Raw genomic sequence first — 22,622 nt, 5'->3', positions numbered from 1 at the left:
CAGTCGCGCAACTAGCTCGTGACGAGTGACGCTGTCTGCAAACATTGAGCGGCCCGAGCATGCGCCGTCCGGCCAGTTCTCCAAGTCGGGGAGCGCGATGAAGCGGTGCCTGCCCGCGAACAGGCCGAGCAGCTCCGTTCTTCCGTCAGGAGAGAACGCGCAGCTTGCAAGAAGGTTCTGTGTGCCTTTGGTGATTGGCCTGTGGCAGAAAACTCCGGGCATCCGGGAACCAGTCACGCCGTTCGCGGGTTCGGTTGATCTTGAAGGAGGCACCGGGCATGAAAGCAGTCGGCAAGTGGCGGCATATCTGCGTCGATGCCCAGCGGATGTTTTTGGAGCAGACGCCCTGGCACGTGCCGTGGATGAAAAACGTACTACCGCAACTTGTCGAAATATCGGAACGCCATGCGAGCAACACAATCTTCACCCGATTTATACCACCCCTAAATCCACGCGACGCGGCGGGAAGTTGGAGGGACTACTATCAAAAATGGTGGATGATGACCGGCGAGCACCTGCCTAAAGAAATGCTCGAGCTGCCGCCCTCGTTTCAAAACCTTGTGCCGCCAGCCCGCGTCTTCGACAAAACGACCTATTCGCCCTGGGTTGATGGCCGGTTGTTTTCGCACCTTCGACAAGAAGGCGTGGAAACCCTCGTCGTTACTGGCGGCGAGACGGATATCTGCGTCCTGGCGACCATCCTCGGCGCGATCGATCTCGGGTTTGGCGTCACCGTGCTTTGCGATGCGGTCTATAGCGGCGCCGACGAAACGCACGATGCCGCCATGGATCTGCTCAGCGATCGGTATTCAGTCCAGCTCGAACTCGTGAAGACCGAAGATTTCTTAGCGGCGACGCCTCGCCGTGAAGCGTAACGCAGTCCGGAGCGTCAACGACATCTGGTCGTTTGAACAACCCGGTTACCCGTCCCGAGTGAGAAGGATCCGTCGATGCCTCTGAAAGCGCTTGCCTTAAACTGCACCTTAAAATCCTCCGCAGCCACCGAGGCGTCGTCCACCGATAAACTCCTAAGTCTTATTGCGGCGGAATTCGAGAAGCATCGCGTCGACACTGAGACGATCCGCTTGGCCGATCGCAACGTAAAACCAGGCGTGACTTCCGATGAAGGCGAGGGGGATGATTGGCCCGATATACGCAAGAAGATCCTCGATGCTAACATCCTGCTCATCGGCACGCCCATCTGGCTCGGGCAGCCATCGAGTGTGTGCAAGCGTGCCCTGGAGAGGATGGACGCATTCCTTGATGAAACCGACGAAAAAGGGCGCATGGTTTCTTACGGCAAGATTGCCGTCGTTGCTGTCGTCGGCAACGAAGACGGCGCCCATCACGTTTCCGCCGAAGTTTTTCAGGCACTCAACGACGTCGGCTTCACCATTCCGGCAAATGCGGTCGCTTACTGGGTTGGCGAAGCGATGGGCTCTACCAACTTCGTCGATCTGAGAAAGACCCCTGAGCCGGTAAAAACGATGATTGCAATGCTTGCCCGCAATGCATCCCATGTTGCCACCCTGCTGAAGAACTCTGCATATCCGGGTGACGAGAACTAAGGCCCTCCTACAACCGCCAAAGCAAGCCCCCTCGGTACCGGTTGAAGGATCGGGGTTGCAGAGACTCAAGCGCTCCTTCTCAATTTCCCCTGCTACAGGGATTGCGCGCCGCGTCAAAGCGGGTCCAACCCTGCTCGGAGTAAGAGCCCGCGACCGCGCGGATCCGCAACAGATAGGCTGGGGTAAACGGTCACGAGGATCATGAAGGCGGCAGCGACGTCTATCGGGCGCCCGCGATCGCGCATGATCTTGACCGACCCCCCGAGCAATGCCTGCGCGGCGGTCGCGCCAAGTGCGACGACCGCATCCGAGCGGACGAGGGCAGCTCGGCGCCGAACCACCAGCAGCAACGTTGGAGTTCGCCTGCATTCGGTCGTGCATGTAGCCTTCGTTTGCCCCGTTGTTCATGCTTGAAATCCTTGACGGCGTTGGTCAGGTAGCAGTCTTGGCGGGATACCGGCCAAGACGCTGAGGACCCGACCGGCCGGAGCGACGAAAGGGTGGCCGGCGAGGTCTTATCCCCGGCTGTTCCCCGACGAGCACGAGGTCCGCGTCGGGCGGCGCTTCACCAAACACGATTTGGGTTGCGTGCTTGGGGCCGCAGCAGCGGCAGTCCCTGGCCTCCTTTAAGACCGCGCGGAGCGACGAGCCAGGGACATGGTCGCCGAAAGCGAAACCGCCCGATCGGCGATCGGTAGTTGGCGCGGTGCGGTTGATGCTTAAGGTCGCCATAACACGAGAAATCCGTCTGAGCCCGGGGGCAACCGGGCGGACGGGATTTGGTTCCACGGCTGCAGGGGCGCGCACCAAACTTGGATGGTTCAAAGCGCAATCTTGTGCCCGGCTACCCGGAGGCTCGCACTGCGATCCTCGTCACATCGAGTTTCATCTCGGATAGTCCCGGCCGTGCCCTCGAACGCCATTGCGCTATTTGATAAGGTTCTCCGCCATTTCCAGATGGTGCTCCAGGGCCGGAAGCATTTTTGCAGCCCAAGCCTTCAACTCCGCGTTTTCTCCGCCTTCGCTGTAGCGCTTGAACAGGTCCACCGCATCTTCATGCGCTTCCTGCTGATCGGAACGGTACTGTTTCCCAAAGTCTTCGCCCTTGAGATCGTTCAGCTTGGCGAGCATCTCCTTTTGAGCGGTCGTCATGGTCTTCGGCAGGGTCGCCTTTACCTTGCCACTGGAGACGAGGCCACTGAGGTCAGCAGTCGTCTTTTCGTGGTCTTGGACCATTTTCTGAGCGAAGACCTTCGTTGCGGCATCGCCCTTTTCCAAAGCAAGCCTGCTGGACTGAACTTCGAACAGATCGCTTGTCGCCGCTTCCTGGACGAAATCCTGTGTTTTAGGTGCAGCGCCGATCAGCGAGTTTATGCCGGATTTTTCCATTGCGGACTGGGCGAGGGCCGAACCGGCCAGAGTGAGCACGAGTGAAGCAAGAACGAGCTGTTTCATGATAGGTCTCCTGTCGGCAGGTCCAACTGCCAAGTGGAAAGAGTTACGCCGCATGCGGGAACCGGGGTGCAGCCGAGCGCCCGCTGGCAACGCGCTGGCGATCGAGCAAACAAGACGTGCGCGCGGGCCGCGTGTCTAGCTTTCGTTCTTCGAGGGATCGGAGCGTCCGGTCGGAATAGAGCTGGTGGTCGCGGCAACCGGGTCGCTTGCGGGAAACGAACTCTCGAGACCTTCGTCGAGCTGTTCTTCCAGAGTGCCGGTATCCTTTGCGCTGCGCGCGCTTCTCAAAGACTCCACCGCCGGCGATCCCGTTTCATCGCCACCGACGATTTCGCGGTCATCCCCCTCTTCGAACGCGGCTACTTGCACCATCATAGCTTTGGCCTTGGTCACGGCCGCATCGACGCCAAGGTCTCCGCCAGTGCTTTGTAGGCGTACGGAAATCACATCTCCGCCTTCTGCAACCCATTCGACGGTCATCACGCCTCCGGGATCTGTGAGCACCTGTTGTGCGATGATGTTCATGGTTCATGTCTCCTGTCGTTGGTACACGCCAACGCAAAACACGGTGCGGCGACCGGTGGTTCCGAAGATAGTCAACGCTTTCATGCAAAAAGGACCGCCCGCCGAGTATGGCGGACGGTCATCATGCTAAACCAGGATGAGCCAGCCCGTCCGGTTAGCGAGTGGACAAATCGGCACTCGGGACCTCGCCTGGAACCGGGCAGACAGTCCGCATTTCGTCCTCAGTCTCCAGACGGACTTCCGCGTTTCGGTCATCTGATCCCGGGAAGGGTTCGAGGCACTGTAACCTGCCGACTTCCCGAAACCTCTGGGTTCGGTCGACGTCATCGAGTCGTGCACGTCCTTGGCCGCCTTTCCATGGAACCTCAGCTCTTGCGGTCGGTGCCGCGACCGCCGCCCGTGGTGCCAGCGCCACTCTTAGCCCCGCCCGAACCGGCACTCTTGCCAGCCCCGGTTTCGCGACCGCCGGATTGTCGCTGCTTGTCGTCGTTCTTATGGCTTTGTTCGCCAGCCTTGCGATGCTGTTCGCTGCTGCCGCCCTGGCTGCGTTGATTTGCCATTGTCGTTCTCCTCGGTTGGTGCCCGCCGTAGACTCGGCGGGCACCAACCGAAGCGTGGGGGATCGATATGGTTCCCCGCCAAGCAAAAAATCGCACCCCCGACCTTGGGTTTCGAACCCGCATACGTGCAGCGCGCCGTTGCCTGTGCGGATGCACCCCGATGGGAACTTCAACGCGCATCGCCGGTTCGGCCTTTCAAAAAGGAGGCAGACATGTCGAGTAACAAACCGAACGATGGCGCGCCGGGCACCGCTGACCAGTCACCGCGATGGGGAGGGCCCGAGAAAACGAGGCCGGATGATCCCGAAAAGGATCGGGATGCGGCCGGCGAAAACAATCGGGAACCCGCGAGAAATCGCCCTTCTGACGCGACCAAGACCAGGGACGACGCGAAGGGCCAGTTTGCGGAGCCCCAAGGCAACCGCAAGAGCACGGGAGTATCGAGTGCCAAGCCGACAGTGATCACCGGGTCTGAGGATATGTCGGGTCACCGCAGTCCGCCAGGAGGTAGGGAACCTCCGAAAGACTGGGACGTGGGTTTCGATCAGGCCGCACCGGACCGATCGAAAGAATAGTTCGCTCGGCGAGTGGGCGCCGGTTGGGGCGGTCGTGGAAACGACCGTCGCACCCGCGAGATTCTCCAACATCCCGGCGGATCAAGCAACGAAGCTCAAGAACTGCCGCAATAACAACCACGAGAATGTTCCTAACGCGTTGGTTGAGTTCGGAAATCAGAACCCGCTCCCGCGCCTCTCAGCGAGCAGCGTCGATGTCCCGGCCACGCTATAGGGTGCCTGCCCTCCGGTCGCGGGCCAGTTGAAGTGCGCGGGCTCGCCGCTGTCGAATACGCCCTGGTAGCCATCTCCAAGGTGTCCTTATGCCCCATTGCGGGGGGGCAGAAAGAGGAACCACGGACCCTAGGGAAGATCGAGAGAGTAACGAGAACGGCGGTCGATAGAAATGCACTTTGCCAGTTCTGAAGGACGCGAATCAGAACTGAGAGCTGGCGAGGTGATCGGTCACTGAAACAGAGGATCCCCGTGGCTCGAGGCTTCCGCGTTCTCCGCCTGACTGCTTCGTGTTGTTATAGCATCGTGATTGGCGCTAAGGAGGGCTATCGCCTTTCAAGTGGCGCGAGAGAAATTGATTCCGACCGTAACATCGTTCCTCAAGCGGCGATGGCATTCGGTGTGAGCTTCGCTGAGCAGGCGTATCATGTTTGGGAATGCAATTTGCGTCTGACTACCAGCTCTCCTCGTGAAGCCGGTCAAGCACGACGACGACCTCAGCCTGTAAATCCAGGCAAAGCTGCTGAAAATCATGGATTCGCTCCTCCCGTCGGGGCGTCTCTCGCTGAAGAGCATCGAGTGTATTTGCCGCCAACGCATATTTTTCGAAGAGGTCGTACAAACCATGATCTTTGACTGAACGCAATCGTTCGCGATGAGCGGGCAGAGCCATTGCCAAGCGCGCCCGTCCGAGGTGAACTAAACCCATGTAGCCTCCAGATTACTCATGTGAGGGGCCACGAACACGGGATATTTCACCCAGCCCACGACGAGACAAGAACTCCGATTGTCGCGTATCCCGCTTTGTGAACCAGAGAGCGCACTCCAGGAGGCAAGCCTCGTCGGTATGGCCGACACGGAACTCGTCAATCAGGAATCTTGCCAGTTGATTGCCTCGCTTGGAAAGTTTGGGAAATCCCGCTAAAAAGCAGGTCCTCTCAAATACTCGATGCAGCATTTCTACGTCTTTAGGACCGAGAGCGCAGTTGAGATCATCCGAGTGAAAGTACATTTGGGACCTCCCATGAAGGGCGGCGAAGCGTTCGTGGTATTCGCGTCCAGAAAACGTCGGCAGGGCTTGCCTGGTTCCACCGGGGAAATACCCAATTCGGGCTATTCGGGCACGTGATGAAGGGGATTCTGGAGGGAGGTCGAGGGCGGGCAGTTGAGGACATATGAAATTATGGCCCCAGGGCTAGGGCGACCAGCCAACCTCCAAGGCGATCAAGACCCAGAGGCGTGCGTGCCTAAACCGTTCCCATATGGCCCTCTCCCAATCGTAGCTCAGGAAGCGAAACTTTTCATGTCGGCGGGAGCATGCACTTCCATTCGGGTGAATTGTCGCCCCGCCCTCCATCTGTAGCTTTTGAAGCGTGCTCCATCCGTTCAGACGAGCCGCTTGCACCAGCGTGCTTTGGCCTCTGCCGATCCCGGCAGAGGCCTTTATTCTACCCGTAGCCTCGGCACTGTGTCTGCCCGCGGGAGTTTGCGAAACTAGTGACGGGTGATTTCGGACGCAAGCTCTAGGAACCGGCCAATCGACCAAAGGTAGGCGACGATCTCCCACCTCAGGGCGTCGCGATTGCCGTACTTCTCTACTATTCGGTCAAGCTTTTCCTTAGTTGCAGTCTGCTCCTCAATTTCGCTAATCACGTAGCTGTCATGCCCCACGGCGCAGATGTCGCAGCCTGCCTCGATGACGTCGTCGACGAAGGCCGGGATTTCACCGGGGTCCATCTGACGTCGATTGTTTTCAGTCGAGCCGCTCCTCCATTGAGGCCGTGAAGCCCTACTGCGACCCACTTCGCTATCAGGCGCAAAACTGTCTCCGCCCTTGTCGGGGATACTGGGACAACGCTTGCGCTTGGCCATGCTCATGGAAATAGTAGCTCATCGGTTAGCGTGAGTAGGCGACGACTCTGCCTTGTCGGCGTAGATCTGTTGGCGTTCGGCAATCTGCTCTTTACGGGCCGGGTATTCCCGCAGAAGCTCGCGTTGAGGAGACGATCGCGTAAGCCTCGAAGAGATCGAGTAGGCAGCGCTCTCTGGCTTGGCGTCGCTGAGGGCGATATCGTGGCAGAGCATTTCAAGGCGGGTTCGCCCTAAGTGCATCAGTCTCATGGCTGTTTTCCTGTTTCAGTCGAAAACTACTGCGGGGATGCCAAAGGTGTCGGAAGGACGATGGCGACGGATTGTTGAGGTTCGTGCGATAGCGCGCTGTTCACGACGAGGTATCCGCCGATGACGAGCATCGCCAAGAGCATCACGCCGATAAGAAACCCTGTCGAGAATTTTTTCGGTGGCCCGCCGTAGCGGTATTGTTCGTACATAGTCCATTCCTCCGGTCGGCAACGACACCAGAGCGAACCGAAGGGACGGGCAGGCTGCCCTGGTGTCGTTGTCGGCCTATGCCGAATAGTTCGCCATAGGCTGAGGTGAGAAATAGCGTATCAGGGTCAGTTCTCCACGGGATTAGGACCATTGCGCCGGGGTTATGGGACTGAAGTCCCATGGTGGAACCGTTGGCGCTTTCCTAAGCTCTAACGTGTTGCTCGACCGCCGCTTGGTGATCGAAAGCGCCTCTAGGCCCCACCTTCAACCTCAACTCCGCAGATGGGGCCTATCGAGCGCGGTTTGCCTGTAGAAGCGTCAGATGTTTTACCTCACGGCCCCAGCGATGGGGCTGTCTTTTTCAATGAACGCACGCAGAAGCGACTAAATAGGAAAAGGCCCCTTCCGTCGACAGAGCCAACAGGCTGTGTTTGCAACGGGGTCCACTCCCACGGCGCGCGCCGATCCTGCTCAATGCATTCGCCGCTAAATCGGGCGCCTTCGTCCACCCACGACGATAATCCTCATCGGCAACCTCCAACCAGCTGCGCGGGCCCCGTCGTGGAAATGGCCGCGGCGACTAGGGATCATAAAAGAAATGGCCCCGTCGGGACGAGGCCAGAGGCACTTATCGAGAGAGAGTACTTCACTTCCGGGCGGATTGTGAAGGTGTCACCTGATCGGGGGCTCAGGGTCTCACGAAGCCAGAAACGTCGAGACTTCGTATCGGTTCCATTACACCGTAAGAAATGACCAGGCGGCGCGCTGGCGCGTGGGCGTGGGGCTCGTCCGTCGGGCACCTAGTGGGCCAAAGCCATCGCAGGTCCGGGAATCCCCTGTCGATCAATTCATAAAGAAGTGGCCCCGTCGGGCGCGACGAGGCGAGGGGCTACTTCGGGGGACACTTGGCATCAAGACAAGCGAAAAAACGCACGGGGCTGAACAGGTTCCTGTCGGCAGGGAGCGAACACAAAAAATGGCCCCGAAAGTCGATAACGGGGCCAAGCGAGCGTGTACCTGGCAGGTTTCGCACGCCTTCGCGTCGGAACCCGGTCGATGATCCGGCGTCGGGGATCATCGGCAAATCACAAACGGCCATCGATCCGAAAAGTTCCCTATGCGTCCGCACCGCGTCGGCGTGCTCCAGCCACATGGCACTCTCGAACAGTGCACCCTCGTCGCGTACATCCACGATCGAACTGGATACACGACTATTTTTGTCACGCACGACCCGGGGGAGGCGCTTGAGCTAGCCGACCGTATTGTCGTGCTGAACAACGGCTCAATCGAGCAGACGGGGCACGCCGGACGAGATCTACGATCACCCGTCTCAGTTCGTTTATGGGTTCATTGGCCAGTCGAACTGCCTAAGCGTCAGCGTGTCCGGCCGCGAGATCTGGCTTGAGGGCCGATCTACGGGGCTACCGACAACTGAGCACGATGGTCAGGCGGCCCTCTACTTTCGGCCCACGATATACAACTCGTCATGGGCTCCGAACACGGTCTTGTGGGGTCAATCACCGGAAGCCGGCGCGTGGCAGGCACTCGGCATCTTGAGGTGAGGTTGGAGAAATCCGCTTCAGTTGTGGAGCTCGAACTGCCGCCCGATCGAGTACTCTTTCCCCGCGAGAGTCGCATCGCCTTCAAGCCAACGGATGCTCTTTCGCGGCGAACACCGCGCGAATTTATCTGAGGCAAGTTTTCCCGACCGGTAGTTGGAGGTCAGTTTAGCGGCCCGACGCGCCGTAGCCGCCGGGCCGCTTAGGGAACAACAGATGCTCCGCCTGGGGCGGGGCGCTCTGAAGATTACCAGGTTTGCCGGCCGAACCAGTCATCCACGTCTTGTCGTGCCCGATCTTTTTCGAGGCCATACCGTTCCTGAATCTTGCCTTCGAGCTGATCGCGTTTGCCAGCAATTTGGTCCAAGTCGTCGTCGGTCAATTTGCCCCACTGTTCCTTGATCTGTCCCTTGAATTGCTTCCAGTTACCTTCAACACGGTCCCAATCCATGTCATTTCCTCCTGTGAATTGTGGATAGCAGCTAAACGCCTTGGCTACGCATTTGTTCAAATCTGCCTGCGGCGATGGTTCCGGGGACAACGGTGCGACGACTCCACAGGCGATCCAGCCGATCCCGCCACGGGAAGAGTTTGCCCGTCGACGATCCCGCGCCCGTAGCTTTATGGCCTCAGCGGAGAGCAAAGCAGTGCTAAAGATACGCGGCGCCAGCTGGACGCCGGCGAAATCCCGGCATTCGTCACTCGGGGGATAGAAGCAGGCTGCGACATCAGCGCGGTGGGCCACCTGAGCTATGGGATTGGCGAGGCCGAGGAGCAGGGTTACACGACGAAGCTCGACCAGATGGGAGAGACCGCGACCCGATTAGACTGCAGATCGTCGGGCTAATCTCTGGTCGATCGCGCGAAACGTGGAGGTTCCCTCCGAAGCAGTAAGTCAGTGATGTTACCGGCGGAGCCTCGCTCCATTGTCTGCCGGCCGACGATTCCAGCGAAACCGGTACCGACACCATGTCTAGTGGTTTGATCGAGACAAAGGAGTCCGATTTAGGATTCCAATTTTTGTGCGCCTATGCGACGATCTTGCATGCGCACAGGTATCATATTTGAGGTTTCCGCTGCCGACCGGGCTCGGCTGAACGCAATCGTTTCGGCAGGCAACTCGCCGCAAAAGCATGTGTGGCGGGCGAGGATCATCTTGATGAGCGACGCCGGTCTCGGAACCGTCGCGATCATGGAGGCCACGTCTAAGTCAAAGACCTGCGTCTGGCGTTGGCAAGAGCGCTTCATGACCGAAGGCGTAGACGGCCTTTTGCGCGACAAGAGCCGGCCGCCCGGCACTGCGCCGCTTGAGGTTGACCTTGTCGAGCGTGTTGTTGCTCTGACGCAGGAGCCGCCCACCCAGGAAGCCACACACTGGACGGTTCGTGCCATGGCAAAGGCTGTGGGGATTGCGGCATCCTCAGTCGTCAAGATCTGGCATGAGCATGGTCTTGCACCCCATCGGTGGCGCAGCTTCAAACTATCGAACGACAAGGCTTTCGCCGAGAAGCTTCACGATGTGGTCGGTCTCTACGTCTCGCCGCCGGCCCATGCGATTGTCCTTTCCGTCGATGAGAAAAGTCAGATCCAGGCGCTGGATAGGACGCAGCCGGGTCTTCCCATGAAGAAGGGTCGTGCCGGCACGATGACCCATGATTACAAGCGCCACGGCACCACGACACTTTTCGCGGCTCTGAATGTTCTCGACGGCTCCGTCATCGGCCGCAACATGCAGCGTCACCGGCATCAGGAGTTCATCCGCTTCCTCAACACGATTGAGGCTCAGTTGCCCAAGGATAAGGCGGTTCACGTCATCCTGGACAACTACGCCACACACAAACAGCCCAAAGTCCGGGCCTGGTTGGCGCGGCACCCGCGCTGGACCTTCCACTTCGTTCCGACATCCTGTTCCTGGTTGAATGCCGTCGAGGGTTTCTTCGCAAAGCTCACTCGACGAAGACTGAAGAATGGTGTCTTTCATTCCGTCGTTGATCTTCAGGCAGCCATCAACCGCTTTATCAAAGAGCACAACGAACAGCCGAAGCCGTTCATCTGGAAAGCAGACCCTGACGACATAATCGCAGCCGTCAGACGTGGGCACCAAGTGTTGGAATCAAACCACTAGACGCCGATCCCGACCTGTTCCTCTTCCCGGTGCTTGAGCTTCTGCGAACAGTCTGCGATGTTGGTTTCGGTTTTGTGCGCCAAGGATCCCTCATGATGTTGGAATGCCTTACCGAGGTCGGGGTGACAACGTCCTGACGCGTTGGAAGACGCCGCGTGAAAGTGCGGGGGCCTGTCGCTTCACGACCCCATCAACAATTTCCGACAGGCGCCCATGGCAAGAAACTCATTCGTAAGGGGCCTTGCGGGGGCACCCATCGACAACGAGAAGAAGGCAGACCGGCGATAAGAGGGGGTCGGATCCGTGCCCAACCTCGCTGCTCGAACTGGGAACACATTCCTGTTTTTCCGGTTTGAAGGTGTTCGAGAAGGAGAACGCCATGGCAGAGGATCGGTGGGAACGCGAGGAACGCTACGGACGCGATCTAGAGAAAGCAAAACAACCGGCGCCCTGGAACGAAAGCGTTGTGATAAGCCTGCCCAATGCGGATCACGAGGGGTTGGTTGGATCAGCCAGTGAAGCGGTAGCGGTTTTGCGAAACACTTGGTCCGGATCCAGATCCGGTCCGGCATATCAGGCTGCATTGACCACCTGTCTCGAAGCCATGAATGGTCACTTGCCTGGTTACATGGCCCGATTGGCCTTTGAAGAAGCTGCCCGTGAAGCAGGAGTCCTGCGCTGAGGCTTGTAGGACGTCAACTTTGAAGCCTTTCACCCTCTGGCCGATGCCTTGGTGCGAGGGGAAGCGGAGTGGAACGTACCGTGTTCGAACCCTCGCGGCACTCCACCTCGAGGCAGATTTCGCTCGAGCAAAATTCGGCCTTTGGGTGATACGCCCGCGGATGAGATCAAACATTTACGGAAGGAACAAAGCCGCGTGCTCATCGGTTGATGATCGACTGCACATCGAAACGAACGCGTTGGATCGGATCGTTCACATGGAGGCGCCACCACTTGAAAGAAAGCTTGCAGCGATCCTGGCTGCCGATATCGAAGGTTACTCGCGGTTGATGAATGCCGACGAAGAGCAGACCCTGGCGACCTTGACATCGCATCGTACTATCATCGACGGCCTTATTGAAAGTGCTCATGGAGAGATCTTCGGGACCGCGGGGGACAGCGTGTTGGCGGAATTCCCATCGATTGTGCATGCCTTCAACTGTGCGATCGCCATCCAGCAGGCCATGTGGCGTGCCAACCGGCCGCTTGCCGACAAACACAAGATGTACTTCCGCATCGGGATCAACGTCGGCGATGTTCTGGTGAAAGACGGCGATATCTTCGGGGATGGGGTCAACATCGCCGCTCGGCTTGAAGGCCTGGCCGATGCCGGCGGCATCTGTGTAACGCGAGGAGTACGAGATCATCTGCGCGATCGCGTCGACACCACCTTTGAGGATTTGGGTGAGCATCAGGTCAAGAACATTTCGCGCCCGCTCCGGGTGTTCCGTGTTCTGTTTGACCCGCAGTCCGAACCAAGCCCCAGTGCAGAGCTAACGTCCGTCCAACACCCGGAGCGATCCTCTTCGGTCGATCAGACCCTGCCGGAAGACCAAGACAAAGATGAAGCGCGCCGGGTTGAGGTGGCTTTTTGGGAGGCGGTTCAGGAGAGCGATGATCCGGCCGAATATCTCCTATATCTGAAGCGATACCCTGCGGGCGAGTTCGCCGAACTCGCAGCCGCGCGCGTTGCTCAAGGTGGGTCTGGGGCGGGCGAGCCAGGAATCGAGGTTTCATTCTGGGAAACGGTGCGGGACACCCGTAACGCCGAGATGATTGAAGCGTATTTATCAAAGTATCCAACGGGTCAGTTCGTCGAACTCGCCAAGATCTTGTTGGCAGACATTCACGCCAAATAAAAACACGCAACGATCCTCGTCACGACCAAATGGCTTGAAAAGCAGATGAGAGCGCCGACAGCGTCCGGAACGGGTGCGATGTTCCGGGTCGAGCCAAGTATGCAACGTGATTGTGGAGGTATCGCTAGGGTAGCGCGTCTGATTCCTGTGCAACGCCCGCCTGAGAAACGCTAAAGGCTTGCCTTCCAAATCCGGCGCGGTGAAGCGGCCGCCTTGCGGCGGCCTCTTCTACTATATGATTTGGGTCTTGGGTGGAGGAGTGATCTGCCCTTCGAAAGGGTCGTCCTCTTGAGGCAGGACGCCGTTGGGGGTCAGATCGTCAACCGCCTTTGGCAGATCTCGGCTGAGGCGGCTCAAAATCTCCTCAGGAGAAAGACCCGTCCGCGCGGAAAGATCCTCCAGGACTTCCGGCCCGAGCGCTTCCGATAACTGCCTATCATCAATCTCGCTGTTTGGACCGGTCTGCACCCAGGATTTTGCGGTCTCCCCGTGTCCGTTGTGCTCGAACTGTTTGAGGAGATCGTCGAGACCACCCCTCAACACGCCGCCGGTCGATGAACCGCCGAGCAAGCCTCCGAGGCCACCAGAGCCTCCAGTCAGACCGCCAAGCAGGTCACCCAAACCTCCTCCGGCCTCCTGCTGACCGGTTGGCCCTTGGTCTTGTCGGTTCTGGGTCAGACCTTTCAGAAGCTCCCCGATCTTCTCCCTGTTCTGGTATCCTGCCACCGCAAGGACACTTAGCAGGGCTTTAAGTGCAGTGCTTACCATGTGCTTCTCCTCTTCTGTCATACATGCCCGTTCAGGCATCTACTGATTAACGACGGAGGTCGCGATCGCTGTTAACGCGAGGTCGGTGGCCTGCTCATCGTCGAATTTGTGGCGGATGGATCGCCAATGGCGCGGACCGAGGCTGGGTAATGGCTTTTCCTTTGGGTTAGAAGGAGCATCGGTAGACGCTTAAACTCCACCCGGCATCTCTTGTTCCGTTCAGCTGATGTTCCATGCCCCGATGGCACAGCGTATAAACTTTACTGACGAGCGAAAGTGGACTGGGGACGGCCTCAAAATCGAGGCTCATGATGTTAACGCCAGTCTTCAGTCGAAAGAGGGGAACGATAGTCAGAGCACGGTGTTTTGATCTTACCCGCCGGGCCGGATCTGCTGCCGCGCCAATACCTTAATCTCCAAACGAGAGAAAAGCCATGATTGAACGTCCAAATCAGCCCCCTGGGACGCTTGAGCGCAAGGTCGAACTCGAGCAGACGGTGCACTATGCAATCCAGGTCCTTGTCGAGGAAGCTTGCCTTTTGGGTTGGACCCAGGCTGAATTTCTGACGAGCATATCGGACACTGCGATCGCCAGGCTGAGCCTTCTGGATGAGGACGAAGCAATTTCCCCACCCGCAGAGGGTGACTTATCGCGGACCATTTATCCAACCGATTAGCCGGGTTGCCTGTGTGATCAAAAATGGGCTTGGAGCAGCGAAGCCGGTGTGCGGTGTCGGTCTCAAGATTTGTCCCGGCATCGTTCAGGCGCCGCTTGGCACCAGCCGCATCCTGATCCACAAAGAGGAACACCAATGTCGAGTTTGCCATGCGCGTGCGCTGCGCATCCACCCGCGGCATCGTCGCCGCTATCTCCTCCTTCCTGGCGGAAGAGGAATGCAACATCACCGACAGCGCACAGTTCGACGACGCTGATACCGGTCACTTCTTCATGCGTGTCAGTTTCCGCTCCGAAGGGGGGCGGGCGCTAGAACTGCTGAAGGATGAGTTTAAGCCGATTGCGGACCGTTTTGGCATGGAATTCGAGTTCTTCGACAGCCGATCGATGACGCGGCTGACCGCCGCCGCTTTGCGGCTCATCTCGCCTGAAGCGGTGCGCACGATGTGGTTTAAGGCAGCCTTCGAGGCTTGGTAGGAGATCCAGCCTCTCAGGCGATTGTCGCCGATCGAGCCGACCCGTGCGAGCAGCTCCCCGCTGAGCGGAGAGAGTTCATGATTTTTGCGTTCGTCGCCTAATGTTCCGTTGGGAACTGACCGCCATGGCGATTTGTGTCCTTGTTACCTTTGAGCGATCGCTTGTTCGTTTGTTCTTTACTGCCAAGCCGAATGTCCACGAAGCGCGCATCGCTTTAAGAACCAGACTTATAATTGTGGGATTGGTTCGCAAATGGCGAGCATTGAATGACTAGAGCAACATGGTGAAGTGATGCGGAGTTTTACGCTCGAAAACAACTGTCTCATCAACATCGATGAGAAGAGATCGGCCCACGGCGACATTCGCACGTTGATTGAAGCCGCAAGGCGTGGAGAGGCGGATATCGCCATTTTGGCTTCGAGCGCATATGAACGTCAGCCCGGTGGCGCACATCTAAAACGATTTGCAGACTTTGAAAGCCGAATGAGCGCGCTCGGACTTGGTCACATCAGCCTCTTGCGGCCGATCGGGCGACACGGTCTTTCATTCCATGGTTTCTCTATTATGAGTGATGAAGCGGCGATTGAGCGCGAGCGACTTATCTTCAGAACCCTTTTTCCGACGACGCCAGCACGATGGTCGGACTACGCGGTGAGCTACGGCTTGGACAAAAAGGATCTGTCCAGCGCCGCTGCTTGGCATTGGCGCAATTGCCTGGGCGCTGCTCAGGCGTTCTGGGCACATGAAAATGGCGGGCGCCATGTGTTCGTGACCACCAACGAAGGCTTTGCGCGCCTTCCGAAGAAACTCGAATTTGCCAACGCCGTAATCATGACCCCGACGCAGGCGGTTCAGGTTTTAGCTGGCGACAATCGCCGCAGCCCGGCAGCCGGCTTGCGCAGACAGAGTCGGCCCGTTGCGAACATGGATTTTCTACTGAGGTAGCAACAACTGCCATGGGCCTGCTTGGACAGGCTTTCTCCGCAAGCGATCATTGCAAAGGCTCTGTGCCACCTAATGGTGTATAGCGACTGAACTGCACCTTCGGATCATCGCCCCGTCGCGAGTTTCGTCCGACCTCGGATGAATTGAGGGTTCCTTACGCCCAAGTTCATTCTAGTGTTGGTGACGAACGTTGACCTCGACCCGGACGAGAGCCCTGCCGGGCCGACCTTGCGGGGAAGCGAATGGCCTATGCCGAAAGGCGGTCCTTGGCGAAGTGCGCCGCGGCTTTTTCTAATGCCTCCTCGGCCCACTGATTGAGACTCTTCCCCGACAGTTCGGCAGCCAGAGCAGCTCGGCGATGCACTTCGGGAGCAACTCGAAACATCATCTTGCCGGAATAGGGTCTTTGAGGCTCTTTGCCGATGCTCTTGCAGGTCTCAAGGTAATCATCGACAGCCTCATGGAACGCCTTCTTCAGTTCAGCAACGCTGTCCCCGTGAAACCCGACTACGTCAGAAATGCCAGCAATCTTACCGAAGAACAGCTCGTCCTCCGCGTCGAATTCTATGCGAGCGTGATAACCGTTGTAAGTCATGGTGTTCATGGTTCTACTCCAATTTGCGTCAGGAATTCGCGAGCATCGCGAACTTGATAACGTTTTGCCTCCTTGTCGGGATGAGGACGATGGAAGCTCGCGATTATGCCGTCCTTTTCGAACTTAACGCGCGAGCCGTTTCCTTCGATGACGTTCGCGCCGGCAGCGACAAGCAGGTTTTCTATAGTGGCCCACTCGATGGTTCCCGAGATCGGATCTTTGAAAACCGCCACGAGAGTCTTTTTCTGCTTGCTGTTCATGCTAGCAAATATAGCGATGCTTGCTAATTCTGCAAGCATTATTTCTCATGCAAATACGATCCGTGTGTTTAGAGCCCTGGGTGCGAATCGCTCGATGGGTCCGATTTCAGTGCACCCGTGATGCTGCGAAAATCCGTGCGCTCGTGACTTTTGGCATAGCCATTTGCAAGTCGCACGCCCGGAAAGATCCAGCTGCGGGTTCGATTCTCTTCAAGGACAGAGGTTCGTTGGTTAACTTTCGGCCCAACGCCGACAATAGCTTTGAGCGGGCCGGCCAATTCCGAATGGCACTTAAGTCGCACTAGTCGACGGGCGGCCACGCACGAATAACGAGCCAGCTGGGAACGGGTACGACAGTCACGCTCTTTCTCCCGGATGGGTCCGGCGCCGACAAAGCAAGCATCGGCTCGGCTCCGTCCCAACACGGGAGTCTGATGGGTGAAGGTGAGGTCGTGCTCGTTGTGGAAGACGACAGCGCCGTGAGGCTGCTGATCGTCGACGTTCTGAAGGAACTTAGATACAGGACGCTCGAAGCCGAAGACGGAGAACATGCGCTGCCGATAATCGAAAGCGCGCAGCGCATCGATGCCGTGGTTTCCGATGTCGGCTTACCAGGGATCAACGGGCGGCAGTTGGCCGAAGTGGCTCTGGCAAGGAGGCCGGGCCTCCGTGTTCTGTTCTTAACGGGCTATGCAGCAACAGCATTGTCACGCGCGGACTTTCTCGGACCGGGCATGGACATGATGACCAAGCCGTTTTCCATGGACGATCTGGCGCGAATAGTTCGAGAAATGCTTGCAAAAGATTGAGACGCCGGCGCAACTCATGCCGACAGTCAGCGCCGACTAGCCGGCAAGGTGTGCGGCCTCTGACGTGCCGCCGTCGCGACGTAACAACCCTTCTCGCGACGGAAGACCACCGACCGCCTGGGGACGACCCGGTTCGTGCTCGATCAAAGCATGGAAACATGGGAAATCATGATTGCTAGGGGCGTTCGGCAGGCAAACCAAATAAGGGTAAAGAGCGGTTGCTATTCGAATGACAAAGGCGCAGTGTCCAGTCTCCAGTAGCAGATGTCACGGGCGCTGCTGTATGAGGGTTTGATACCCTGGCCCCAATCAAGGGGGCGCCATGTCCTACACCGAACAGACATTTTCGCCTTGCGATCCAGCAAATTCCGGTCGGTCCTAGACATTTGAGGCTGCGAACTGCACAGCGCTATGCGCAGTATGTTCCCTGCCACGACAATCTGGCATTGGTTGGGACGAACCGATGGGCGCAGGTAAGCGCCGGCCGCAATGGCTTCACACTTCTGTGACCACTCAACCGCCCATTTGGAGACATAAGGACATGCTTCAACCGTTCTTCCTAGCGTTGGCTATACAGGCGAGCGTTCTTCTATCCGCAACTCTGCTCTTGATCCCTGGGGCATATGGTCAAGGGTCGGTGCCAGCAAATTCCGAAGCAAAACGCTACGGATCGGGATGGGAGTGCAATCGTGGATTCCGACAAGAGGCCGATTCCTGCGTTGCTGTGACGGCTCCCGACAATGCTTTCCTGACATACGCTTCCTATGGCAACGGCTGGGAATGCGATTACGGGTTTGCCGAAAAGGACGGCCAGTGCCTTGCGGTTCGGCTGCCCGCCAATGCTTTTCTCGACTCTTATTCTGGTGACCGCTGGAAGTGCATGCACGGATATCGTCAGCGCGATACTGAATGCGACCTCATCGAGGTGCCGGACAAGGCGTATCTGACGGATTCGAGCTATGGCGAGGGCTGGATCTGTGAACGGGGGTATCAGGTCATCGCTAGCAAATGCGTCGCACTGATCGTTCCTGACCATGCCTACCTGACCACCAGCGGCAATGAATGGTTGTGCGACCGTGGATTTGAAATGAAAGATCAGGCCTGTGTTGCTGTAAAGGTTCCCGAAAATGCAACCTTTGCGGACAACTCCTATGGCCAGAAATGGAAATGTGACCGCGGATTTGAAGCAAAGGGATCGGTCTGTTCACAGATCAATCTTCCTGAAAACGCACATCTGGATCGTTCCGGAAACGGCTGGGAGTGCAACCGTCCGTATCGGCTCAGTCGCGGGGTATGCGGTATGGAGTGACGGCAGCGCGACATATCTAGATGTGCGCGTCTAGATGTGCGCGCCGTCGCCGCTCGATGTGGCCGCTTTTCAAGAAATCGTCTGGACCCACCGCATAGCGTGAGGGCTGAGAGTACGGCCCATCAGGGTGGGCGACCTTGTAAATTGGATGTTCGCTGCGCCGGCGTCACTCGCCGTTTGAGGCATCTCCACGCGGCGAGTCGACAGATCAAAAGGGCGGGTGGCCACGAAGGAAGTGTGCGCGGTGTTATCTCATCAGACCCGCTGCACGTAGCGCGTCTTCGATCGTCCGCCGAATGCCGTCCGCCGGTCCCTTGGGACTCGGATTATCGTTGCTCCGAGCCTTGGGGATAGCGACGTCAGTGGCGACGCCCCGGTTCACCTGTCTCAAGGATGGCGCCGCAACCCCGAACGATTTGGCAATTTCCTCGGTCGACGAAATGCCGACGTCAAGCATGTAGGGCCCTGCCCGACCGTACCCACTTTTCGCATTGATCGGTGTGCCGTGGCCCATACCCTTGACGCGGTAAAGCTGAAGGCGTTCCTCCCCGTTGGCATTGACCCAGACCCTGCGTTCAAGCCGCGACGTCGGTTGGTCTACCCGGGGCGATCCTCGGGTTTCAACAACGCCCAGCCACTGGTCGACAATCGCATCTGCGTTAGCCGAGTTGACGGTCATGTCCTGCGTTCCCTGCCAGACCGATATCGCCGGCCATGGGCCCGTTGTTTTGGAAGCGGACCGAAGCAGCTTTTGAAGCGTGTTAGTGTCGGGAATGCCTTGCGCGCGCATGCGGTCGAACGCTTGGGGTATCGTGTGTGCCGTGCCATAGGGGAGACCGGCTATGATTGCGCCGCCGGCAAAGACTTCGGGATAGGTCGCCAGCATCACATTGGCCATCGCTCCACCTGCCGAAAGCCCGGTTATGTAAACTCGCGAGGTATCGATGTCATAACGTGCTTCGGCGGTCTCGACCATCTGGCGGATTGAAAGCGCTTCACCATCGCCGCGCGCCATATCGTTCGGCTGGAACCAGTTGAAGCAAAGATTGGCGTTATTGCTGCGGGTCTGCTGCGGGAAGAGGACGACAAAGCCATAGTCGTCGGCCAATCTGCTCCATCCCGAGCCTGTGTCGTATGACGACGCCGTCTGGGTACAGCCGTGCAAGACGACGACGAGCGCCGGTCGTGGAATAACTGTCGATGGGACATGAACTTTTGCCTCAAGCTGGCCAGGGTTCGGTCCAAAGGCCTCGAATTCCGACAAGTGGCTCTCCCGAGAAGGGTCGACCGGATGGGTGCGGAACTGCTTGAGCAAAGCGAGGGTGTTAGACAAGGAGCGCATAACGAAACCTCCAGGCCGTAACGGCCAGGATGGCTATCATAGCGGCCTCATGCAGCACTCGGTAATCATTGCTGCAGTGCACAATATAATGCTGCGACGCAGCGTTTCAATGGAAGGCGCGAGATTTCGCCAGGCGAACGCAAATCCATCAATCGCGCCAGCGGTTGCTTCGACAGCCAAAGCTGCGGCACACGATCCCAGAAACGTTATGAGGCGGCTTCCAGGGAATGGGCGTCAAGAGGCGCGACCCCGCGCTGATCTCTACGCCCGCCTTTAAGATCGGTATTAAGTCCTCCTGTGTCCGATCGCGTTTAATCCCTCGATTGGCCGCCGTTCTTTCGTAACCTGAATGATTGGATATCGCTGCGCCCTCCTGCGCTCCATCATTCCCAACCAAAGAGGCCCGCCATTGTCCATGCCCTAGCGTAGAGCTGATCCTCGGTAGAGACCTAACTTCTCTTCCTGGAACTCGAAGCGGGCGTAGTCGTCAGTCGAAAATCAGCCATTTCCTTCGCCGTCAAATAATAAAGGCGATCCGCAGGCGTTTCCAAAGCGTTGAACCAGAGTTCAGCAGCAATGCCCATCGCCTCGAGATGGCGGGCGACACGTGCGGTGGCGGATTGTGTGGTCGACATGACCTCGTCTGCGGCAGGTATGACGTTGCTGACGTTAAATAGCTGGTGCACTCCAACCACCGCGTCTTTTTCCGCGAGGCGTTCAACGCCACCTGCAAGCACGATTGGACACGAGGATGCGCAGAGTGCTCTCGACACAACTTTCGTCGTCAACGATTTTTCGCGTATCAGCTTGGAAATTGCCAGCGCGTCGTCCACTGAGCCGCCTGGGGAGTTGAGCGCGACGGTTCTTACATACTCGCCGCGAACTTCGATCTCTCTGGCAAAGCGCAAAGACGCGCCTGGATCGAAGGTACCTTCGACAAGCAGGACGCCGCCGGGGCCAAGTTCCAATGTCATCGGCTTGTTCAGCACTTCGGCCGGGCTCGATGGGCTTTGCGCAGCATCGCTCGGATCCCCCTTGGTTCCTGCAGGCGGCAGGAAAGGGATTTGGTAGGCTGGGTCGGGGGTTGACAGCTTGGGGCTGGTTTCCATGTTGCGAACGTCGATAATGAGAAAAATCGCCGTCACCGACAGCAATAGATAGAACACGCCTCGCATCGCGGTGCCATCGTCGAGGCGCTTCAAGGCCTTGATCGGTTCATCGATCCTCATGTGGGCGATCCTTGGGACGTATTCTCGGGTCGAGGTTTGTGATGTTGTTTGCCTCTTCCGTAGTTTTCTGCGCTTCAAGCTCGGCGGCAACCTCCATCAGATCCGAGCCGCTTTCCGCCAGCGCACGCTTCAATTCTATTGCCTGCACGAGTTCGGCTGCCGTGATGCGTTCGGCAAATGGCATCCTCTCTTCCTGTTTTCGGATCGCGCCGTGCACGACTGCAAGAATGAACACGAGTACACCGGGCAGGAGATCGATGGAGATGGCGCCAGCCCATGCTGGAATAAAGTCCGAAGCGTAGCGCAAAACTGCTTCGGCGGACGATAGTGGAACGAACCTTCGCTCCTTTACCGGTGCGCGCGCAAGGATCTCGTCAGCGGCGTCGGACAGAACCTTCGACTGGGCCGCTACTGAAGCGCGCACTGTCGCCATTACCCTGTCCTGGCGGTCAACTAGGTCGGCATCGCCACCGTCGGCGACAGGTGCAATAAAGCCGAGTGAAAGATCATCGGCCGCGCGACGGATCGAAGGGGCAATTGAAGTCTGTCCGAGCGAGGCTATGACCCCGGTGAGCGCGACGACTTCGGAGGAGAACTGATCGGCACGCGGTTCAATGGCGCCGGGCGCCGATACCAGCGTACGCATGGTCTCAAGCCGCTTTTGTCCTTGTTCGAACAACGTCGTTACCTGTTCGCGCGAGGCGTTGATGCCGTTCTCTAGATCTTTCATCTGCGCTGACATCTGCGACAGCAACTGAACGACGCTTCCTGAACCGGTCGTACCGGTCAGAGCGCCCGATTGCCGTTCCGACAGCGCCAGCTGAGCAAAGCGCTCGGAGGCGCGCTGGATATCGGGCAGAAGACTCTGGGCAGCAAGTGCGTTCTGGTGCGCCTGGTCGAGGTCGGCGGTATAGTCTTCGACCGTCTCGGCCAGGTGCTGCTCAAGTGCCGCAGAACCTGCTAGTGCAGCAGCATTTAGCCAGCTTGACATGGCCATGATCATGACCGCGCCGATGGCCATCACACCGAGCATGGCGGCGCGGCCCGTATGGGTCGTGATATGCGGAAAGAAGCGCGCCATATAGGACCAGAAAGCGTAGATGCCGACCGAGACGGAGGCCGAGTAGATAATCGCTGCGAAGAAGATCGCCGTTGGCGAACCGTCCAGGATGCTGCGCACGCCGAGATAAGTGTACACGCCGGAGGCAAGGGCTAGGACGGCAATGGCAAACCGCGTCATCGTTTCGACGGCAGCGACCCCGTCGTACAATCGCTGGGATGCGCCGGTCGCCATGGGCCAGTCTCCGTAGAAGGAAAGTATTCCTTAAAAGAGGATCAAGAAGCGGGCGGAATAAAGGCCGGTTTAACACCGCGTCCCGGACAGCCGTTCCAATTGATTGGGATGAACCAAAGCGCGCCGGTCGCGGATAAAGTTCAACGGC

22 protein-coding genes and 4 pseudogenes are annotated in these 22,622 nt (G+C 58.0%); 11 read left to right on the top strand and 15 right to left on the bottom strand.

Annotated features, from left to right (window positions below):
* The first annotated feature begins 278 nt into the window (after positions 1 to 278).
* Both FA04_RS33485 and FA04_RS33480 read left to right on the top strand, forming a co-directional pair.
* Positions 279 to 875 (top strand): cysteine hydrolase family protein, encoded by a 597-nt coding sequence (locus tag FA04_RS33485; protein WP_034800483.1) that lies wholly within the window; start codon positions 279 to 281, stop codon positions 873 to 875.
* A 75-nt stretch (positions 876 to 950) separates the two neighbouring features.
* Complete coding sequence (locus FA04_RS33480) at positions 951 to 1,568, top strand: flavodoxin family protein (RefSeq protein ID WP_034800481.1); 618 nt, start codon at positions 951 to 953, stop codon at positions 1,566 to 1,568.
* A gap of 927 nt (positions 1,569 to 2,495) precedes the next feature.
* On the opposite strand, the gene FA04_RS33470 is transcribed toward FA04_RS33480, so the two are convergent.
* The 3 genes from FA04_RS33470 to FA04_RS33460 all read right to left on the bottom strand — a co-directional run bounded on the left by FA04_RS33470 (position 2,496) and on the right by FA04_RS33460 (position 4,108).
* Positions 2,496 to 3,023, bottom strand: a complete 528-nt coding sequence (locus tag FA04_RS33470) for a DUF4142 domain-containing protein (RefSeq protein ID WP_034800479.1) — start codon at positions 3,021 to 3,023, stop codon at positions 2,496 to 2,498.
* A 135-nt stretch (positions 3,024 to 3,158) separates the two neighbouring features.
* Complete coding sequence (locus tag FA04_RS33465; RefSeq protein ID WP_034800478.1) at positions 3,159 to 3,548, bottom strand: hypothetical protein; 390 nt, start codon at positions 3,546 to 3,548, stop codon at positions 3,159 to 3,161.
* 365 nt (positions 3,549 to 3,913) lie between these two features.
* Positions 3,914 to 4,108 (bottom strand): hypothetical protein, encoded by a 195-nt coding sequence (locus FA04_RS33460; RefSeq protein ID WP_029742771.1) that lies wholly within the window; start codon positions 4,106 to 4,108, stop codon positions 3,914 to 3,916.
* A gap of 386 nt (positions 4,109 to 4,494) precedes the next feature.
* On the opposite strand from FA04_RS33460, the pseudogene FA04_RS36250 reads away from it, so the two are divergent.
* Positions 4,495 to 4,683: pseudogene (locus tag FA04_RS36250) on the top strand (hypothetical protein); the annotation flags it as partial.
* A gap of 131 nt (positions 4,684 to 4,814) precedes the next feature.
* Here the strand turns inward: FA04_RS36250 and FA04_RS36645 are convergent.
* From FA04_RS36645 to FA04_RS33440, 4 genes are all read right to left on the bottom strand, one after another.
* Entirely contained in the window at positions 4,815 to 5,099 is a 285-nt protein-coding gene (locus FA04_RS36645; protein WP_335669436.1) for a DUF6766 family protein, read from the bottom strand.
* Between the two features lie 251 nt (positions 5,100 to 5,350).
* Positions 5,351 to 5,605, bottom strand: coding sequence for a hypothetical protein (locus FA04_RS33455; protein WP_034800476.1), 255 nt, complete (start codon positions 5,603 to 5,605; stop codon positions 5,351 to 5,353).
* Positions 5,606 to 6,390: 785 nt separating this feature from the next.
* Positions 6,391 to 6,774 carry a hypothetical protein gene (locus FA04_RS36640; RefSeq protein WP_318267903.1) on the bottom strand — a complete coding sequence of 128 codons (384 nt, stop codon included), beginning with the start codon at positions 6,772 to 6,774 and terminating at the stop codon, positions 6,391 to 6,393.
* 269 nt (positions 6,775 to 7,043) lie between these two features.
* A complete protein-coding gene (locus FA04_RS33440; RefSeq protein WP_034800470.1) occupies positions 7,044 to 7,226 on the bottom strand; it encodes a hypothetical protein in 183 nt (60 codons plus the stop codon).
* Between the two features lie 1,187 nt (positions 7,227 to 8,413).
* Here FA04_RS33440 and FA04_RS35510 point away from each other — a divergent pair.
* A pseudogene (locus FA04_RS35510) lies at positions 8,414 to 8,920 on the top strand (ATP-binding cassette domain-containing protein); the annotation flags it as partial.
* Between the two features lie 113 nt (positions 8,921 to 9,033).
* On the opposite strand, the gene FA04_RS33435 reads toward FA04_RS35510, so the two are convergent.
* Entirely contained in the window at positions 9,034 to 9,237 is a 204-nt protein-coding gene (locus tag FA04_RS33435) for a CsbD family protein (protein ID WP_029742764.1), read from the bottom strand.
* 594 nt (positions 9,238 to 9,831) lie between these two features.
* On the opposite strand from FA04_RS33435, the gene FA04_RS33430 reads away from it, so the two are divergent.
* The 3 genes from FA04_RS33430 (at position 9,832) to FA04_RS33425 (ending at position 12,770) form a co-directional block, all read left to right on the top strand.
* Complete coding sequence (locus FA04_RS33430; protein ID WP_034800463.1) at positions 9,832 to 10,911, top strand: IS630 family transposase; 1,080 nt, start codon at positions 9,832 to 9,834, stop codon at positions 10,909 to 10,911.
* A gap of 379 nt (positions 10,912 to 11,290) precedes the next feature.
* Positions 11,291 to 11,593, top strand: a complete 303-nt coding sequence (locus FA04_RS34890; RefSeq protein WP_156553151.1) for a DUF982 domain-containing protein — start codon at positions 11,291 to 11,293, stop codon at positions 11,591 to 11,593.
* 256 nt (positions 11,594 to 11,849) lie between these two features.
* Positions 11,850 to 12,770 carry an adenylate/guanylate cyclase domain-containing protein gene (locus tag FA04_RS33425; RefSeq protein WP_034800519.1) on the top strand — a complete coding sequence of 307 codons (921 nt, stop codon included), beginning with the start codon at positions 11,850 to 11,852 and terminating at the stop codon, positions 12,768 to 12,770.
* Between the two features lie 231 nt (positions 12,771 to 13,001).
* Here the strand turns inward: FA04_RS33425 and FA04_RS33420 are convergent, their stop codons facing one another.
* Entirely contained in the window at positions 13,002 to 13,538 is a 537-nt protein-coding gene (locus FA04_RS33420) for a YidB family protein (RefSeq protein ID WP_051659551.1), read from the bottom strand.
* 826 nt (positions 13,539 to 14,364) lie between these two features.
* On the opposite strand from FA04_RS33420, the pseudogene purU reads away from it, so the two are divergent.
* Positions 14,365 to 14,526, top strand: a pseudogene (purU, locus tag FA04_RS33410) (formyltetrahydrofolate deformylase); the annotation flags it as partial.
* A 101-nt stretch (positions 14,527 to 14,627) separates the two neighbouring features.
* Here the strand turns inward: purU and FA04_RS36245 are convergent.
* Positions 14,628 to 14,744: pseudogene (locus FA04_RS36245) on the bottom strand (C factor); the annotation flags it as partial.
* A 238-nt stretch (positions 14,745 to 14,982) separates the two neighbouring features.
* Here FA04_RS36245 and FA04_RS33405 point away from each other — a divergent pair.
* Positions 14,983 to 15,636 carry a hypothetical protein gene (locus tag FA04_RS33405; protein WP_034800457.1) on the top strand — a complete coding sequence of 218 codons (654 nt, stop codon included), beginning with the start codon at positions 14,983 to 14,985 and terminating at the stop codon, positions 15,634 to 15,636.
* 247 nt (positions 15,637 to 15,883) lie between these two features.
* Here FA04_RS33405 and FA04_RS33400 read toward each other — a convergent pair whose 3' ends face one another.
* Complete coding sequence (locus FA04_RS33400; RefSeq protein ID WP_034800455.1) at positions 15,884 to 16,240, bottom strand: type II toxin-antitoxin system HicB family antitoxin; 357 nt, start codon at positions 16,238 to 16,240, stop codon at positions 15,884 to 15,886.
* The gene (locus tag FA04_RS33395) at positions 16,237 to 16,491 is read right to left on the bottom strand and encodes a type II toxin-antitoxin system HicA family toxin (RefSeq protein WP_034800515.1); all 255 of its coding nucleotides are present in this window, start codon (positions 16,489 to 16,491) and stop codon (positions 16,237 to 16,239) included. Before FA04_RS33395 ends, FA04_RS33400 begins: the two co-directional genes overlap by 4 nt.
* A 434-nt stretch (positions 16,492 to 16,925) precedes the next feature.
* Here FA04_RS33395 and FA04_RS33390 point away from each other — a divergent pair, with 434 nt between their 5' ends.
* Positions 16,926 to 17,300 (top strand): response regulator, encoded by a 375-nt coding sequence (locus FA04_RS33390; protein WP_034800453.1) that lies wholly within the window; start codon positions 16,926 to 16,928, stop codon positions 17,298 to 17,300.
* A gap of 541 nt (positions 17,301 to 17,841) precedes the next feature.
* Entirely contained in the window at positions 17,842 to 18,609 is a 768-nt protein-coding gene (locus FA04_RS33385; protein WP_134888037.1) for a hypothetical protein, read from the top strand.
* Between the two features lie 247 nt (positions 18,610 to 18,856).
* On the opposite strand, the gene FA04_RS33380 is transcribed toward FA04_RS33385, so the two are convergent.
* From FA04_RS33380 to FA04_RS33370, 3 genes are all read right to left on the bottom strand, one after another.
* Entirely contained in the window at positions 18,857 to 19,951 is a 1,095-nt protein-coding gene (locus FA04_RS33380) for an extracellular catalytic domain type 1 short-chain-length polyhydroxyalkanoate depolymerase (protein WP_034800451.1), read from the bottom strand.
* A gap of 449 nt (positions 19,952 to 20,400) precedes the next feature.
* Positions 20,401 to 21,180, bottom strand: coding sequence for a COG3904 family protein (locus FA04_RS33375; RefSeq protein WP_029742847.1), 780 nt, complete (start codon positions 21,178 to 21,180; stop codon positions 20,401 to 20,403).
* Complete coding sequence (locus FA04_RS33370) at positions 21,167 to 22,474, bottom strand: hypothetical protein (protein ID WP_034800449.1); 1,308 nt, start codon at positions 22,472 to 22,474, stop codon at positions 21,167 to 21,169. Before FA04_RS33370 ends, FA04_RS33375 begins: the two co-directional genes overlap by 14 nt.
* Between the last annotated feature and the right edge of the window lie 148 nt (positions 22,475 to 22,622).

The organism is Ensifer adhaerens (assembly GCF_000697965.2).
In the GTDB taxonomy this organism is placed as follows: domain Bacteria; phylum Pseudomonadota; class Alphaproteobacteria; order Rhizobiales; family Rhizobiaceae; genus Ensifer; species Ensifer adhaerens.
Note: the sequence above shows the minus strand (reverse complement) of the source record. Positions and strands in the feature narration are given on the sequence as shown.

What these genes read in the sequence shown, in the direction of transcription:
- FA04_RS33390 (WP_034800453.1), top strand. Translation starts at nt 16,926, where the DNA reads ATGGGTGAAGGTGAGGTCGTGCTCGTTGTGGAAGACGACAGCGCCGTG.
- FA04_RS33375 (WP_029742847.1), bottom strand. Translation starts at nt 21,180, where the DNA reads ATGAGGATCGATGAACCGATCAAGGCCTTGAAGCGCCTCGACGATGGC.
- FA04_RS33435 (WP_029742764.1), bottom strand. Translation starts at nt 9,237, where the DNA reads ATGGATTGGGACCGTGTTGAAGGTAACTGGAAGCAATTCAAGGGACAG.
- FA04_RS33455 (WP_034800476.1), bottom strand. Translation starts at nt 5,605, where the DNA reads ATGGGTTTAGTTCACCTCGGACGGGCGCGCTTGGCAATGGCTCTGCCC.
- FA04_RS34890 (WP_156553151.1), top strand. Translation starts at nt 11,291, where the DNA reads ATGGCAGAGGATCGGTGGGAACGCGAGGAACGCTACGGACGCGATCTA.
- FA04_RS33420 (WP_051659551.1), bottom strand. Translation starts at nt 13,538, where the DNA reads ATGGTAAGCACTGCACTTAAAGCCCTGCTAAGTGTCCTTGCGGTGGCA.
- FA04_RS33395 (WP_034800515.1), bottom strand. Translation starts at nt 16,491, where the DNA reads ATGAACAGCAAGCAGAAAAAGACTCTCGTGGCGGTTTTCAAAGATCCG.
- FA04_RS33480 (WP_034800481.1), top strand. Translation starts at nt 951, where the DNA reads ATGCCTCTGAAAGCGCTTGCCTTAAACTGCACCTTAAAATCCTCCGCA.
- FA04_RS33400 (WP_034800455.1), bottom strand. Translation starts at nt 16,240, where the DNA reads ATGAACACCATGACTTACAACGGTTATCACGCTCGCATAGAATTCGAC.
- FA04_RS33370 (WP_034800449.1), bottom strand. Translation starts at nt 22,474, where the DNA reads ATGGCGACCGGCGCATCCCAGCGATTGTACGACGGGGTCGCTGCCGTC.
- FA04_RS33405 (WP_034800457.1), top strand. Translation starts at nt 14,983, where the DNA reads ATGCGGAGTTTTACGCTCGAAAACAACTGTCTCATCAACATCGATGAG.
- FA04_RS33385 (WP_134888037.1), top strand. Translation starts at nt 17,842, where the DNA reads ATGCTTCAACCGTTCTTCCTAGCGTTGGCTATACAGGCGAGCGTTCTT.
- FA04_RS33440 (WP_034800470.1), bottom strand. Translation starts at nt 7,226, where the DNA reads ATGTACGAACAATACCGCTACGGCGGGCCACCGAAAAAATTCTCGACA.
- FA04_RS33380 (WP_034800451.1), bottom strand. Translation starts at nt 19,951, where the DNA reads ATGCGCTCCTTGTCTAACACCCTCGCTTTGCTCAAGCAGTTCCGCACC.
- FA04_RS33430 (WP_034800463.1), top strand. Translation starts at nt 9,832, where the DNA reads ATGCGCACAGGTATCATATTTGAGGTTTCCGCTGCCGACCGGGCTCGG.
- FA04_RS36640 (WP_318267903.1), bottom strand. Translation starts at nt 6,774, where the DNA reads ATGAGCATGGCCAAGCGCAAGCGTTGTCCCAGTATCCCCGACAAGGGC.
- FA04_RS33465 (WP_034800478.1), bottom strand. Translation starts at nt 3,548, where the DNA reads ATGAACATCATCGCACAACAGGTGCTCACAGATCCCGGAGGCGTGATG.
- FA04_RS33425 (WP_034800519.1), top strand. Translation starts at nt 11,850, where the DNA reads ATGGAGGCGCCACCACTTGAAAGAAAGCTTGCAGCGATCCTGGCTGCC.
- FA04_RS33460 (WP_029742771.1), bottom strand. Translation starts at nt 4,108, where the DNA reads ATGGCAAATCAACGCAGCCAGGGCGGCAGCAGCGAACAGCATCGCAAG.
- FA04_RS33485 (WP_034800483.1), top strand. Translation starts at nt 279, where the DNA reads ATGAAAGCAGTCGGCAAGTGGCGGCATATCTGCGTCGATGCCCAGCGG.
- FA04_RS33470 (WP_034800479.1), bottom strand. Translation starts at nt 3,023, where the DNA reads ATGAAACAGCTCGTTCTTGCTTCACTCGTGCTCACTCTGGCCGGTTCG.